Here is a 15,311-nt window from a genome sequence, read left to right on the forward strand (position 1 = left end):
TTATGAGATCAATGATATGGAAATCAACATTCAGGGAAATAAAAGAAAGCCTTGGCAGATTTTTAGCCATCCTTGCTATCGTTGCATTGGGAGTGGGATTTTTTGCGGGACTTAAGGTAACACAGCCTGCAATGTTAGAAACGGCACAGCGTTATTTTGATAAGACATCTCTTTATGATTACCGCCTGATTTCTACGGTCGGTTTTTCAGAGGACGAAGTGGAAACCATAAAAGAACAAAAAGATGTAGCGGCAGCAGAAGGAGCAGTCACGTTTGATATTATCTGTGAGAGCGGCGGGAAAGAGCGTGTCATAAAAATGCACAGCATCACGGAGAATGTCAACCGTCTGGTGCTCGTGGATGGAAAATTGCCGGAAAATGCATCGGAATGTGTGGTGGATTCCAATCTTTATGATGCATCCATGATCGGAAAAACGATCAAACTTTCCGGGGACAATGATGCGGATGATCTGGAACATTTTTCGAGCAGGGAGTACAAGATTACCGGAATTGTGCAGTCACCATTGTATTCGCAGTTTGAGCGTGGAAGCACATCGCTTGGCAATGGCAGGGTAAGCGGATTTGCCTATCTTTTGCCAGAAGGATTTGCGGATGAGTATTATACGGAAGTCTATGTGAAATTTGACAGTGATTTTCCACTGTACAGTGAAGAATATGATGCTTACATAAACCAGAAACAGGATGCGTGGGAAACACTGGCAGAGAATCTTGCAGCAGAACGCTATCAGACGGTACGTTCGGAAGCAGAGACGAAACTTTTGGATGGGAAAAAACAGCTTGCAGAGAAAAAAGAAGGGACAAAGAGTCAGCTTGATGATGCAAAAATACAGTTAGAAGATGCAAAAAGTCAGATTGAAGAAGGTGAAAAGCAGCTTGCAGATGCAAAAAAGCAGTTGGAAGAGTCCAAGGCACAGATTGCAGAAAAAGAAGCGGAATTATCCGATGCAAAGAAGCAGTATGAGGATGGGAAAAAGGAATATGAGGACGGGCTTTCGACTTACAATAAAGAGATAGAAAAAGCTGAAAAAAAGATCAGCGATGGGGAAAAGACGCTGCAGGAATTAAAAGAGCCGGATACCTATGTGCTTGGGCGTGATACGAATGTTGGTTATGTATGTTTTGAAAGTGATTCCGGTATCGTCGACGGAGTTGCGGATGTGTTTCCGATTTTCTTCTTCCTGGTAGCAGCGTTAGTCTGTGTGACAACGATGAACCGTATGGTGGAAGAACAGCGGACGCAGATCGGTGTTTTAAAGGCATTAGGTTACAGTGAGCATACGATCATGGCAAAATATATGTTTTATTCCGGATCGGCAGCACTGACCGGCTGCGTGGCTGGATTTGCACTTGGAACTGTAATGTTTCCGAAAGTAATCTGGTATGCGTATGGCATGCTCTATAAGATGGAGTCGTTAGTGTATGTGTTTGACTGGAAATTAGCAGTCATTTCCGTGACCGTATCGCTTATTTGCTCTGTTGGCACAACATTTGTATCTGTCCGGCGGGAACTGACGGAGGTTGCGGCAGAACTGATGCGTCCGAAAACACCGAAAGCTGGAAAACGTGTATTTCTCGAATATCTGCCGTTTATCTGGAAGAGGCTTAAGTTTCTGCAGAAAGTGTCAATGCGGAACATTTTCCGGTATAAAAAAAGATTTTTTATGATGGTTGTGGGGATCAGCGGATGCAGTGCACTTTTAGTAACCGGATTCGGGGTACGTGATTCCGTGACGGGGATCATAACGCAGCAGTATACGCAGATACAGACTTATGATATCGGGATTACCTATTCATCGTCTGTTGCACAGAAACAGAAAGATGAACTGGAAAATAAAGAAAAAGACGGTGTAAAAAACTTTGTGTTTGTGGCAGAAAAGAGCATGGATTTAGTCGGTGAGGAAAAGACGAAATCTGTCAGCCTTATTATGGCAGATCCGGATTCGGATATAACGCCGTTTATCAACTTACATACGGAAAAAAAGGAGCCGATCGCATTTCCACAAAAGGGAGAGACGGTTATTTCAGCGAAAGTGGCAGATGAACTTGGAATAAAGACAGGGGATACCGTGACACTGCAGGATTCCGATATGAAAACGCTTAAGGTGACGGTAAGCGGTGTCTGTGAGAATTTTGTATATAATTATGTGTATCTGTCGGCAGATACTTACGCGGAACAGATGAAAGCAGAACCGGAATATAAGACGGCATTTGTGTCTGTTTCCGAGGGTACAGATGCGCATTTACTTGGAACAGCGTTAATGGCGATGGCGGATGTGGCAGCGGTAAATATTTCACAGGATGATATGGAACGTTTTTCAAGTATGATGAGCAGTATGGATCTGATCGTTGCTGTCATCATTCTGTGTGCAGCGGGACTTGCATTTATTGTTTTATATAACCTGACGAATATTAATATTACAGAGCGTGTGCGTGAGATCGCAACGATCGAGGTGCTTGGTTTTTATGAGAATGAGACAGCAGCATATGTTTTCCGGGAAAACACGATCCTTACATTTCTTGGCGCACTTGTAGGACTTGTGCTTGGCATATTTCTGCACCGGTTTGTCATGAGCCAGATCGTTGTGGATATGGTGTCTTTTGATGTGCATGTAAAACAGATCAGCTTTTTATACAGTCTGGTGCTGACCATGGTATTTACCTGGTTTGTGGACCGCCTGATGCGAAAGAAGATCGATGCGATCAGTATGACGGAATCTTTAAAGAGCGTTGATTAAAAATAGAGTTGGACGTTAATGTGGGAAAGTGTTATAGTCTATTTATAAAAAATGACGAATCAGGAGATGATACATATGGGAAAAATTATAACGATCGGGCGTGAATTTGGCAGTGGCGGACGTGAGGTTGGAAAGAGACTTTCGGATGAACTGGGAATCGCCTATTATGATAATGAGATCATTACAGAGATTGCGAAGCGGACAAAACTTGCAGAAGGTTATGTACAGCATGTAATGGAAAACAGTCCTTCCACGCTGATGCCGATCACGATCGGAAGAACTTTTTATATGGGCGTGGACCCGGTGATGGAGCAGAACAATGCGGTTTACAGGGAGCAGAGCCTTTTGGTGCAGGAACTTGCAGAAAAATCAGACTGCGTAATTGTCGGAAGAAGTGCAGACTATATCCTGCGTGATAAAGATCCGCTGCGTCTGTTTATTTATGCAGACATGGAATCGCGTATGGAACGCTGCAGAAAACGTGCACCGGAGCAGGAACATTTTACGGATAAAGAGTTAAGACGTCATATTCAGGATGTGGATAAAAAACGTTCGAAATATTATCAGTTTTTTACCGGACAGACCTGGGGGGACAAATTAAATTATGACCTGTGTATCAATACGTCCGGTGCTGATATTGAAGCGCTGGTGAAGGTGATCGCAAAACTGGTAAAATAAAACATGCAGGAATATCATTTAAACAGTGAAAAAAAAATCTGTCTGATGTCAACAGCAGAATTTAAGGAGCTAGAGGGGGAATATCCTCACAAGCGGAATCTTTACCGCAGTATGAATCCGGTGCAGTATTGTAAGGCGGAAAATTATGGAGACTGTCTGTTTGGGACAATGAAGATACCGCGCGTATTAAAAGGTGAAATAACTTATATTGTATTTGGATTTTATCTGAGGGGCGATGAACTGTTACTGATCGAGGATGGCAGTTTTTTAAAGACATGTCTGGGAAAACTGGAAAAAGTCATACCGGAAGAAATAAGTATGAATCAGCTTCTTGTCATGATCTTTGAAATGCTGATCGAGGATGATGTGATCTATCTGCAGCAGCAGGAAGAAAAATTAGCTTCGATCGAGGAAGAACTGTTAAAAAAGATTCCGGAACATTTTTATGAGATCATACTCCGGTACCGGAAACGCTTTTCGGCGTATCATGCTTATTACGAGCAGCTTGTAAATCTGGCAGATGCCATGCAGAGTGATTTTGGACAGATACTGACAGATAAGGAGCAGTCACTCTGGCAGCTCTATGCAAACCGTGTGGAACGTCTGCATGACCATGTAGAACTTTTGAGAGAGTATCTGGTACAGATCCGTGAGTTATACCAGTCATTGATCGATGTTCAGCAGAATAAAGTCATGAGTATCCTGACGGTTGTCACAACGATCTTTCTTCCTTTGACATTGATCGCAGGATGGTACGGAATGAATTTCCCCAATATGCCGGAGTTCCGATGGAAGTATGCATATCCGGTTGTGATCATTGCCAGTATATTTATCATTGCAGGTGAGATCGTATATTTTAAGAAAAAGAAAATGCTTTAAGAGAAAATATTTTAAGAGAATTTGTGTGTGATCCGGAAATGGGGGATGATCCTCTGTTTCCGGATTTTTATATGTCAAAGTGCCGGATATATGAATATATTACAATAAGAATGAGTTAGAGAAGCTGCTGTTATGGCTTATGAAGATATAAAAATTTCAGGCATTACAAAATGCTTTTATAATAATGGGGAAATGCGTCAGATATTACGACCGATAGACCTTTCCATACCACATGGGAAATTCGTTTCGATCATTGGGCCGAGCGGGTGTGGAAAGTCGACGCTGTTTAACATTGTGGCAGGACTTCTGCCACCGACATCGGGAGATATTACGATCGGCGGGAAAAGCATTTTAGGGGAAAAGGGCTATGTTGGTTATATGCTGCAAAAAGATATGCTTCTTCCGTGGCGTACGATCATCGACAATATTATTTTGGGACTTGAAATCAAGGGGGTACCGAAGAGGGAAGCGAGAAAACAGGCACTGCCCCTGATGGAAAAGTATGGACTTTTGGGATTTGAAAAAAATTATCCGTGCGAACTGTCCGGTGGAATGAGGCAGAGAGCAGCACTTCTTCGCACGCTTTTGTATGACCGGGAGATCATTTTGTTAGATGAGCCGTTTGGCGCACTGGATGCGCAGACAAGACAGTCCATGCAAAACTGGCTGTTAGAGATCTGGGAAGATTTTCATAAAACAGTCTTATTTGTGACGCATGATATCGATGAGGCAATTTATCTGTCGGATATCATTTATGTTTTTTCGGAACGGCCTGGTTACGTAAAAGAAAAAATCAATGTTAACTTAAAACGTCCAAGAAAGCAGGAAGATATGCTGGAAGCTGATTTCTGGGATTTAAAACAGCATTTGACAGGAGGAATGTCTGATGGAAAAAAAGGCGTATGAAGCATATTATTATGAGCCGAAATCCGTTGGGGCAATGCAGTCAGACGGAAAGGAAAAATTAAGGCAGAAAAAACAGAAAAAAGGCATCCGGACAGGAAGGATTTTATTTGGAATTGCAATTTTAATCCTTTGGGAAGTGAGTGCTATGTGTGGATGGATCGATGATTATTACTGGAGTTCTCCTTCATTGATTGTACGGACAGCGATCGTTCAGTGGAAAGAAAAAAATCTTGCATATGACATCTATTTTACATCTATGTCTACGATCGGTGGTTTTCTGGCAGGAACGTTAGGCGGCGCAGTGTTAGGATTGTCATTCTGGTGGTCAAAGACATTTGCAAAAATTTTTGAACCGTATCTTGTGATGTTTAATGCAGTGCCAAAGCTGGCACTTGCACCAATTTTAATCGTGCTGTTTGGTATCGGTTTTTCATCCAAAGTAATCCTGGCATTTTTAATGACAGTAATATCATGTGCGCTTGCGACAGTCAGCGGCGTCGAAAATGTGGATGAGTCGATGGAAACTTTGCTTTATTCACTTGGTGCCACCAGGTGGCAGGTTTTTGGTAAAGTTGTGGTTCCGGCAGTGCTTCCCTGGATGCTTGGGAGCCTCCGGATCAATATTTCTTTGGCGCTCGCAGGTGCGATCGTCGGGGAATTTATCGCATCTGGGCATGGACTTGGAAGAATGGTCATCTATGCGGGCACTATTTTAGATACTACATTAGTGTGGGTTGGGGTGATCGTGCTGTCACTGCTTGCAATGGTAATGTACCTTGCGGTGGTGGAACTGGAAAAATGGATGACGGAACATCTTGCCATTTACCGTAAGGCGTAAAGACACCTTTTGGCACGTAAAGCCATATTATATGAAAAAGAGAAAACAGGCAGAGATGTTAACAAGAAAAATATTAAAAAGGAAATGGTTTAGTTGTTTTGGATGCGTTTTATTTGCTGCCGTGCTATTGGCGACAGCCTGCGGTGGTGATAAGGCAGGGCAGGAGAGTGAGGCGTTAAAGAAGATTGTGATCGCAGAGCCGTTACATTCGATCGGGTATCTTCCACTTTATGTTGGGCAGCAGGAGGGATTTTTTGAGGAGGAAGGACTTGATGTGGAGGTGATACAGGCTACGGGCGGCTCGCATGTGACATCTGTGATGAGCGGGGATGCATGGGGCGTGATCGGTGGAGTGGATTCGAATGCGATCCCGAATGCATCCGGAAACTGCCCTGACCCGGTAATTGCCGTCTGCAACTGTGTAAACCGTGCAAATGTGTACCTGTGTGCAGCAGTCGGTGAAGAATATACTGGAAATACGGATGAAGAACTTGCACAATATTTAAAAGGCAAGAAGATCAATTCCGGCAGATTTGGCGGCAGCCCGAATTTATGCGTGCGCTATCTTTTGCTTTCACTCGGACTTGATCCGGATCGTGATGTTGTGATGGTAGAGCCGGCAGACATGTCAACTTCCGTTGCTGTGGTGCAGAGCGGTCAGGCAGATATTTCCTGGGCAGCAGAACCCCAGATTGTAGATGGGATGAAGCAGGGGGTATGGACAGATGCATTTTACCAGTTTACAGATTTAGGAGATTATGCTTACTCTGTTTTAAGTGTAGCAGAATCGACAATCAGCAATGATCCGGAAACAGTACAGCACTTTGTGAATGCGATGTTAAAATCTCTGACTGCGGCGCAGGATAAGGAGATCGCAGTCCGGGCTGCAGAAAAAGAATTTCCGACCACACCGCCAGAAGATATAGAAGCTGCGATCGACCGCGCCTATGCAGATGAACTTTGGAGCATGGATGGTGTGATCACGCAGGAAGCAGTAAAAAATGATATGGAAGTATCCATTGCATCGGATGTATATCAGGGGACTTACCAGTATGAAGAACTGGTGGATATGCAGTTCGTTTACAATGCACAGAACAATACGGATTGAAATTAGCTATCTGACAAATGCTGGTTTGTGGGTGACATGAGTTTCCTCGTGTAGGGTGGTTCCGGGGGTTTTAGATTGGCAAATTGCATCAAGCCGGGACTCGTTTTGTTCCGTTGTACGAAAATAAGTCAATCTAAGGCTGCCTGGTATAGGTTGTGGCGGAGTGACGTGTGCGTCTTAAACGCCCCGTCCGGGGGCATTAAGACTTGTGCTGCCGTCCGTGGCAGCACAACACTGTGTTACGGACAGGCAGTCTAAGATTGACTAATTTTCTCCCAAAGTCACAAAACAAGTTCCGGCTTGATGCGATTTGCCAGCCACTAAGTTGTGAACCACCCTTCGCCGGGGAACTCATTTTACAACCTTGGGTAGTGCGTAAATTTTTAGTGTTTTGTGTCTGAATCTGATAAAAAATATTTCCAAATAACTATGTTTAATAGATTATTATTGGTTTGATAATACTGGAAAAACCTCAATGTATCCCGTTATGCCTATGTTTATTGCCATACACATTTGAAAAAAATATTCTGTGTTATTTGGTCTGGCAATTTATGAAACAATTCATGTAGTACAATGTAGCAGATGGAAATTTTGGCAAGTCATTAGTCTGAATATCAATGATACAGTACATTAGGATCATAAGCAGATTATAGGCATAATGAATATCAAAAATTCGCACCTACGCCCCCAGTTTTGAGATGAACCGCCCACCCAAATGGTGTTTCATAACCTGGAGGCCGGCATCTTGCGCAAAGCCGAAGCTGATTTTGTGACTTTGGGAGAAAATTAGAAAATCTTAGTGTGCCTGTAGATATACAGTGATGTTCTGCCACGGATGGCAGAACAAGGCTTCACGAGCCACGGATGGCTCGTTGAACGCCGGTCACGTCACTCCGAGAAAATCTAACTCAGACACACTTAGATTTTTCTTATTTTCGTACAATGGAACCCAAATTAACTCCGGCTTTGCGCAAGATGCCACTCACAGACCTACAACACACCATTTGGGCGGGCGATTTATTTCATAAACAAACCAGCATTTTGACGAACGATTTTCCATTCTGTAACGGAAAAATGAAAGGAAACCTTGGAAACCGCATAGAAAATTTCGTAATTTTTCGGGACAAATCCTCCATATTATAGTATAATGGCGGTACTAAAGTAATATAAACGAAAAATACACGGGAAAAGGAGAATAATTATGATGAATCCGGCTTCAATTATGAAAATCATGAATGCAAAAAATAAATTCACGGCAAACCATCCGAAATTTGCCGCATTTTTAAATGCAGTATTTTCGACCGGCATCACGGAAGGAACCATTATTGAGATTACCGTGACAAAGCCCGGAGCAGAACCGATCACAACAAATATGAAAGTGCAGCAGTCGGATCTTGATCTGTTGCAGGAATTACAGGAAATTGCAAAAATGTAAAAAGAAAAGGAGAAATATATGTTAGGGAAAAAACTTTCTTATCAGATCAATGGCAGTACAGTAGAGTTTGAATTTGAACATGGAACGGCATATGTCACAGCAGTTACGGATACGATCATGAATGTATTTGTTCCGTATCAGTCAAAAGATCACCGCTCAAAGGCAATCGAAGGAGATAAAAGACAGAATGTTTCCGTAAAAGTCTCTGAGGAGAACGGAGCAGTACAGATTAAAACCGATAAACTGACAGCAGAAGTACATGATGATTTTCACATTGATTTTTATAAAGAAGACGGTACACTTTTATGCGAAGATTTCAGGGGAGAGCGAAAGAAAAAAGCAAGATTAAGTGATGAAGCACTTGCTACTTTAGAATCTGAGGGACATGCTGTCTCTGCAGATGGTGAAAAAGAAGATCCTGTCATGGTCATAAAGAAGATGGACGGAGATGAAAAATTCTATGGGCTTGGAGATAAGACAGGCGTTTTAAATAAAAGAAACTATGAATATGAAAACTGGAATTCTGATCTTCCGCAGGCGCACACGGACGATTTTAAGGCATTGTATAAATCAATTCCATTCCTGATCACGTTAAAAAAGACAGGTGTATTTGGAATGTTTTTTGACAATACCTACAGATCCCATGTTAATCTCGGAAAAGAGAATGATGCATACTATTATTACAGTGCAGAGAACGGAAATCTCGATTACTATTTTATTTCCGGAGAGAAAATGACGGATATCGTGGAAGGTTATACCTATCTGACCGGCAGGACACCATTGCCGCAGTTGTGGACATTAGGACATCATCAGTCGAGATGGGGATATCTGTCCGCCGAGGATATCAGACGTGTGGCGCATAAATACAGAGAACTACAGATACCGTGCGATACGATTCATTTTGATATCGATTATATGGATGGTTATCGCGTATTTACCTGGAATGAAAAGGATTTTGGAGCACCGGGAGGAATCATAAAAGAAATTGCAGAGGATGGTTTTAAGGTTGTCTGCATCATCGATCCGGGTGTGAAATTAGATCCGGGATATGCAAAATATGATGAGGGAATTGCGAATGATTATTTTGCAAAAACACCGGAAGGTGAAGTATACGTTAATGAAGTGTGGCCGGGAGAGGCTGTGTATCCTGATTTTGGAAAACCGGATGTCAGAAAATGGTGGGCGGACAATCAGAAGTTTTTAGTTGATCTTGGTGTACGTGGAACATGGAATGATATGAACGAGCCTGCAAGTTTCCGTGGAGAACTTCCACAGGATGTAGTATTCACGGATGAGGATCAAAAAACGGATCATGCAGCAATGCATAACGTTTATGGTCATCTGATGTCAAAGGCTACCTACGAGGGATTAAAGGAAAATGATAAAAGAAGACCGTTTGTCATCACAAGAGCATGTTATGCAGGAACGCAGAAATACTCTACGGTATGGACAGGAGATAACCAGAGCCTCTGGGCACATCTTAGAATGGCAGTCCCACAACTCTGCAATCTCGGTATGAGTGGAATTGCATTTGCAGGAACAGACGTCGGCGGATTCGGAGCAGACTGTACACCGGAACTGATGTGCCGCTGGGTTCAGGTTGGTGCATTTTCACCACTGTTCCGTAACCATTCTTCCGTGGGAAGTACATACCAGGAGCCATGGCAGTTTGATGAGAAAACGCTTCGCATTTACCGCAAATTTGTAGAATTAAGATATCAGCTGCTTCCGTATCTGTATGATCTGTTCCACGAGTGTGAACTGACGGGACTGCCGGTTATGCGTCCGCTGGTTCTGCATTATGAAAATGATCCGGAAACATGGAACTTAAACGGTGAATTTTTAGTAGGAGAGAATCTTCTTGTTGCACCTGTTTTAGAGCAGGGAGAGACAAAGAAGATCGTATATCTTCCGGAAGGTACCTGGTATGATTATGAGACAAAGAAACCATATCAGGGAAAACAGTATTACATGGTGGATGCACCGCTTGATACCTGTCCGATGTTCGTGAAAGAGGGAGGAATGATCCCGACTTATGAACTGGCACAGTATGTTGGTGAAAAGCCGTATGATACCTTGAAAATGCGCATATATCCGGGAGATGGAATATACCTGCATTACCAGGATAACGGAGAGGATTTTGCTTATCGTGATGGTGCTTATAATGAGTACATGTTTACGCATAAGGGAAATGAAAAAGAGGCATCCGTACAGATGAACAAAGAAGGTTACACAAAATACAAAAATATTCTTTTTGAGTAGGATTTATGGTATGGCTGATGACACAAAAATATTCCTTAAGCATATGATATAGAGATGTTAGTGACAGGAGTAATGTGTGGACTATAATCAGGAACAGTTTTTCCGTATGCAGATGGATGTACCCAAAATGCCATTTTACATGAGTTATCCGATGCAGAATCTGTATCTTACGGAAATGGAATATGAAAAAGATATGGAACGCATGAAAGAGCTTTATCCGAAAGAGGTAAAGACGATCCTTTCTTACGTGGAAGATGAGTGCGATAAAATGGAGTATGAGGGAAGCCTGATGTTTGACGAATATCCGGATCGTCTGATGTTAGAGCAGGTGGCAGAGCGGATTTACCGTAAGGTGGCAGGAGAAGAAAATAATGTTGAGGCAGAACAGTACTGGGGTGGAATGAATCCACCGCCGGGACCGGGAATGCCTCCACCGCCGCAACCAGGACCGGGGATGCCGCCTCCACCGCCCAGAGGACATGATGATATGAGGAGTCTGATCGGGGTATTATTAAATAACGAGATGTATAAACGGCGCTGCAGACACAGAAGATGCAGACGCTGGTGGTAAAATATCTGATACAGGAAAAAGGGCAGGTACCTCAATGTGAGGTGCCCTTTTTTGTGTAATAGGAAAATTCGTTGAAAGTGCCTATTACATAAAAAGCCCTCCGGGCAGGATTCTTTCTTACTTGATATCTTAAATTTTCTAAAAGAATCGGCAATAGGCATTGCGGATTTGAAAAAAAATGCATACAATATAGCTATCGCTTTTTTTGCGGTTTAACAGAGAAAATATATTTCATTCACATAGAGCAAGGAGATAATATCGTGCAGAAAGGTGCAATTAAGGCAGTCGTACTGACCGTCATTTTTTTTGTGGCGGTCGGAATATTTAGTATGATGACAAATCATGTCAATGAAGATCTGACAACAGAAATGAAAAATGCTACGTTACCGGTTATTTCATTAGAGAGCAGCGAACAGGAAATCAATGAATTACATGGATATCGTACAAAAATGAATGCCGCAAGCATGCGCGATACGATCACGCCGATCGGAAAAGACAGAAAACTCCCGGTTACAATTCAGACGTATGAGACGAGTATAGATGCTATATCTTATGAAATACGGAGTCTTGATGGGGAGAGACTGATCGCTAATGCAGATGTCAGTTCCTACGATGAAAAAAAAGGTATGATCAGAGCGGAACTGGAAATTCAGAATCTTCTTCAGGAGGGGGAAGAATATTTACTGCTCATTAATTTAGAGAGCGGGAATGATGTGATCTATTATTATACAAGAATCGTGGAGATGCAGAATGCGCATATAGATGAATCCCTGAAATTTGTTAAGGAGTTTCATAATACCACATTTAATAGTGAAACGTCGGGAACGTTGTCAACGTACATGGAAAAAACGACCGGGGATAATACCACCTTACAGTTTGTTTCGTTAAATTCTTCGTTGAAACAGCTTGCATGGGCAGATTTTAACGGAGAGCAGTTAACGACACCAGTGCCATCGATAAAAGAGATCACAGATACTTATAATGTGATCGTGCTGGATTATGTTGTAACGAGTATCGGGGAGGACGGCGAGAGCGAATATTATAATGTAGAAGAATATTATCGTGTGCGTTATACGAGCAGCCGTATGTATCTGCTTAATTTTGAACGCCGTATGAATCAGATCTTCCGTGGGGAAAATGTCAACTTTTTTGATAATTATATTGAACTTGGAATACGTTCGGGAAATGTGGAGTATCAGGCAAATGAGACTGGGACTACAGTAGCCTTTGTACAGGAGGGGGAGCTGTGGAGCTATAACGAGACAGAAAATACGCTTGCAAAAGTATTCAGTTTCCGCGGATATGAAGGAATTGACAGCCGCGAAAATTATGGCGAACATGATATCAAGATCGTCCGGATTGATGAGGCAGGGAGCCTTGATTATATCGTGTATGGTTATATGAACCGCGGAAGCCACGAGGGGGAAGTGGGAATACAGGTAAATCATTATGACAGTCTTTCAAATACAAATGAAGAACTGGCATTCATTTCTTCCGATAAAGCATATGAAGTTATGAAATCAGAACTTGGTCAGCTGATGTATGTGAATGAGGGCGGAGAATTATATCTGATGGTGGACGGCAGTGTATATGGGATAGATCTTAGTACATTGGAAATGAAAGAGCTGATAAAAGGACTGGATAAGGAAATATATGCAGTTTCGGAGTCTGACCGCTATTTTGCATGGACAAAAGGCAGCCAGAATGGACAGAGTGATACGATCTGTCTCATAAACTTTTCGAATGAAAAAATAACAACGATAACAGAAGGAAGCAGCAAATATGTAAAACCGCTTGGATTTATGGGAGATGATTTTGTATATGGTGTAGCGAATGCTGCAGATGTATCAACAGAAGCTGCCGGGAATGTTATTTTTCCGATGTATCAGATTAAAATTCTGGATGTGTCGTCCGATGAACCATCTGTGTTAAAAACTTATGAAAAAAATGGTTATTATGTATCAGGTGTTGATATTGATGATTATACTATGTATTTAAACCGCATCCAGTATAATGGAACCGCCTATGTTGATGCAGATCAGGATATGATCATGAACAGGGAGGGAGATGGAAATAAAATTGTTTCCATTGTAAGCAGTAATTCCGACAGCAAAGAAACCCAGTTTGAAATATCTCTGCCGGAAACTGTAGGGGCGAAGGCTCCGAGGCTGCTTACCCCGAGAGAAACCATATTAGAGCAGGAGCGTACACTCACACTTGAGGATAAGGGTGATAGTAGGAAATATTATGTTTATGTAAAAGGTGATGTGGTCTATACCACAGATCAGGTGGCAGATGCGATCACAAAAGCGAATGAAAATATGGGAGTTGTGGTAGGAAAAGATCAGAAATATATCTGGAAACGTTCCAGAGAGGCGATAAGACCGGCTCTTTCCGATATTGCGGTTGGCGCGGAAGATGCATCCTCTAACAGTATTGCGCAGTGTATCAATGCAATGCTTGAAAAGGAGGGAATTAATATCAGTGTAAGTGCATTGATCGCAGGCGGAGAAACACCAAAGAATATTCTGAGCAATACCATGAAAGATGCAAGAATTTTAGATCTGACAGGATGCAGTGTGGAGGAAGTCCTTTACTATGTAAGCTGTGGCAATCCTGTATTTGCGATGACGGGAAGCGATGAAGCGGTACTTGTGGTAGGCTATGATGCCAATAATGTCATTATCTTTGATCCGTCAACCGGAAGTAATTTTAAGCAGAGCCTGACAGATGCGGATGAAGTTTTTAAGGAAGCCGGAAATGTATTTTTCACATACCTCAAGTAAAAGAACAAAAATGCGGATATACAGACACATTGTAAGTATATATACATGAAAAAAACGAGAAAACTGCATAAAAAAACAGTGCTTCCATAGAATAGTTCGTTGAACTTTAACAGATTTAAGTGAGACGTATTGCAAATTAAAGTCGAATGGGTTATATTTTGAGAAGTACTTGAAAAGAGGAAGAGGATGAATATGAGCAGAAAAGAAGTAGTGGTTTCGAATGTTTCAAAAGAACATGATAATCCAATTGCAGAACTGGTTCAGGTGGCTTGCCGCTATGACAGTGAGATTATCCTTGAGAGCAATAACCGCAGGATCAATGCAAAGAGTATCATGGGAATCATGGCATTTAATCCTTCAAAGGGTATGACAGTGAATATTGTCGCTGAAGGAAGCGATGAAGAAGAAGCATTAGACGCAATGGAGAAGTTTTTAGTTTGTGAGTAAGTTTTGTTGAGGAGGGAATTCATTATGGCAAAAGGAACTGTAGCAAAAAATAATGCAATCAAAGCAGAAAAGACAAATCAGGTAAAGGAAGCAGAGCCTAAGACAAATGAGAAGGCCAGTGATGTTTTACAGGCAGCAAAAAATGCAGCACAGGATGTGAAGACAGCAGTCAAAGAGTCTGCATCTGAAGTAAAAGCAGCAGTAACAGAAAAGACAGCAGCAGTCAAAGAAGCTGTAGAAGAAAAAGCAGCAGCAAAGACTGAGACAGTCAAAGATACAGCAGCTGAGACAAAAGAAACAGCAAAACCGGCAAGAGAAAAGAAACCGTCAAGAGCAGCAAAGAAAGCAGCAAAGGCAGCAAAAGAAGAATTAAAACCGGAAGTATTTATCCAGTATCAGGGGAATGAAGCGATTGTTGCAGATGTGATTGAGAAAGCAAAAAATGAGTTTGTTGCAGATGGTCACAGAGCATCATCCATCAAGAGCCTTCAGGTATATTTAAAACCGGAAGAATTTGCAGCGTACTATGTGATCAACCAGAAGTTTGCAGGAAGAGTTGATCTGTTTTAGGAGCGTTTGCCAGACGGACTTACATAGAAATGAGATAAGAAGAAACCGTTATACAAAAGTGTATGATGGTTTCTT

General features: G+C 42.1%; 12 protein-coding genes. All 12 read left to right on the forward strand.

Annotated features, from left to right (window positions below):
• Positions 1-2: 2 nt before the first annotated feature.
• Positions 3-2,756, forward strand: a complete 2,754-nt coding sequence (locus H8S51_RS03305) for an ABC transporter permease (protein WP_241070869.1) — start codon at positions 3-5, stop codon at positions 2,754-2,756.
• A 75-nt stretch (positions 2,757-2,831) separates the two neighbouring features.
• Positions 2,832-3,434: a cytidylate kinase-like family protein gene (locus H8S51_RS03310; RefSeq protein WP_186899308.1), complete on the forward strand. Its 603-nt coding sequence runs from the start codon at positions 2,832-2,834 to the stop codon at positions 3,432-3,434.
• Between the two features lie 3 nt (positions 3,435-3,437).
• Positions 3,438-4,313, forward strand: coding sequence for a magnesium transporter CorA family protein (locus tag H8S51_RS03315; RefSeq protein WP_117922640.1), 876 nt, complete (start codon positions 3,438-3,440; stop codon positions 4,311-4,313).
• A 132-nt stretch (positions 4,314-4,445) separates the two neighbouring features.
• Positions 4,446-5,219 (forward strand): ABC transporter ATP-binding protein, encoded by a 774-nt coding sequence (locus H8S51_RS03320; RefSeq protein WP_118210237.1) that lies wholly within the window; start codon positions 4,446-4,448, stop codon positions 5,217-5,219.
• Entirely contained in the window at positions 5,200-6,057 is an 858-nt protein-coding gene (locus tag H8S51_RS03325; RefSeq protein ID WP_117922642.1) for an ABC transporter permease, read from the forward strand. Before H8S51_RS03320 ends, H8S51_RS03325 begins: the two co-directional genes overlap by 20 nt.
• A 31-nt stretch (positions 6,058-6,088) precedes the next feature.
• Positions 6,089-7,165 carry an ABC transporter substrate-binding protein gene (locus H8S51_RS03330; RefSeq protein WP_241070870.1) on the forward strand — a complete coding sequence of 359 codons (1,077 nt, stop codon included), beginning with the start codon at positions 6,089-6,091 and terminating at the stop codon, positions 7,163-7,165.
• A 1,201-nt stretch (positions 7,166-8,366) separates the two neighbouring features.
• Entirely contained in the window at positions 8,367-8,600 is a 234-nt protein-coding gene (locus H8S51_RS03335) for a hypothetical protein (RefSeq protein ID WP_186899309.1), read from the forward strand.
• An 18-nt stretch (positions 8,601-8,618) separates the two neighbouring features.
• Positions 8,619-10,862 (forward strand): glycoside hydrolase family 31 protein, encoded by a 2,244-nt coding sequence (locus H8S51_RS03340; RefSeq protein ID WP_186899310.1) that lies wholly within the window; start codon positions 8,619-8,621, stop codon positions 10,860-10,862.
• A gap of 76 nt (positions 10,863-10,938) precedes the next feature.
• Complete coding sequence (locus H8S51_RS03345) at positions 10,939-11,433, forward strand: hypothetical protein (RefSeq protein ID WP_186899311.1); 495 nt, start codon at positions 10,939-10,941, stop codon at positions 11,431-11,433.
• Between the two features lie 260 nt (positions 11,434-11,693).
• Positions 11,694-14,219, forward strand: a complete 2,526-nt coding sequence (locus H8S51_RS03350; protein WP_186899312.1) for a hypothetical protein — start codon at positions 11,694-11,696, stop codon at positions 14,217-14,219.
• Between the two features lie 192 nt (positions 14,220-14,411).
• The gene (locus tag H8S51_RS03355; protein ID WP_015560179.1) at positions 14,412-14,666 is read left to right on the forward strand and encodes an HPr family phosphocarrier protein; all 255 of its coding nucleotides are present in this window, start codon (positions 14,412-14,414) and stop codon (positions 14,664-14,666) included.
• Between the two features lie 24 nt (positions 14,667-14,690).
• Positions 14,691-15,236: a DUF6465 family protein gene (locus H8S51_RS03360; RefSeq protein WP_022112380.1), complete on the forward strand. Its 546-nt coding sequence runs from the start codon at positions 14,691-14,693 to the stop codon at positions 15,234-15,236.
• The last annotated feature ends 75 nt before the right edge of the window (positions 15,237-15,311 follow it).

Origin of the sequence: Roseburia rectibacter, from assembly GCF_014287515.2 — a bacterium.
In the GTDB taxonomy this organism is placed as follows: Bacteria; Bacillota; Clostridia; order Lachnospirales; family Lachnospiraceae; genus Roseburia; species Roseburia rectibacter.

Bases quoted from the DNA above. Each gene is read 5' to 3' on its own strand.
- H8S51_RS03305 (WP_241070869.1), top strand. From the start codon at position 3: ATGAGATCAATGATATGGAAATCAACATTCAGGGAAATAAAAGAAAGC.
- H8S51_RS03310 (WP_186899308.1), top strand. From the start codon at position 2,832: ATGGGAAAAATTATAACGATCGGGCGTGAATTTGGCAGTGGCGGACGT.
- H8S51_RS03315 (WP_117922640.1), top strand. From the start codon at position 3,438: ATGCAGGAATATCATTTAAACAGTGAAAAAAAAATCTGTCTGATGTCA.
- H8S51_RS03320 (WP_118210237.1), top strand. From the start codon at position 4,446: ATGGCTTATGAAGATATAAAAATTTCAGGCATTACAAAATGCTTTTAT.
- H8S51_RS03325 (WP_117922642.1), top strand. From the start codon at position 5,200: ATGGAAAAAAAGGCGTATGAAGCATATTATTATGAGCCGAAATCCGTT.
- H8S51_RS03330 (WP_241070870.1), top strand. From the start codon at position 6,089: ATGAAAAAGAGAAAACAGGCAGAGATGTTAACAAGAAAAATATTAAAA.
- H8S51_RS03335 (WP_186899309.1), top strand. From the start codon at position 8,367: ATGATGAATCCGGCTTCAATTATGAAAATCATGAATGCAAAAAATAAA.
- H8S51_RS03340 (WP_186899310.1), top strand. From the start codon at position 8,619: ATGTTAGGGAAAAAACTTTCTTATCAGATCAATGGCAGTACAGTAGAG.
- H8S51_RS03355 (WP_015560179.1), top strand. From the start codon at position 14,412: ATGAGCAGAAAAGAAGTAGTGGTTTCGAATGTTTCAAAAGAACATGAT.
- H8S51_RS03360 (WP_022112380.1), top strand. From the start codon at position 14,691: ATGGCAAAAGGAACTGTAGCAAAAAATAATGCAATCAAAGCAGAAAAG.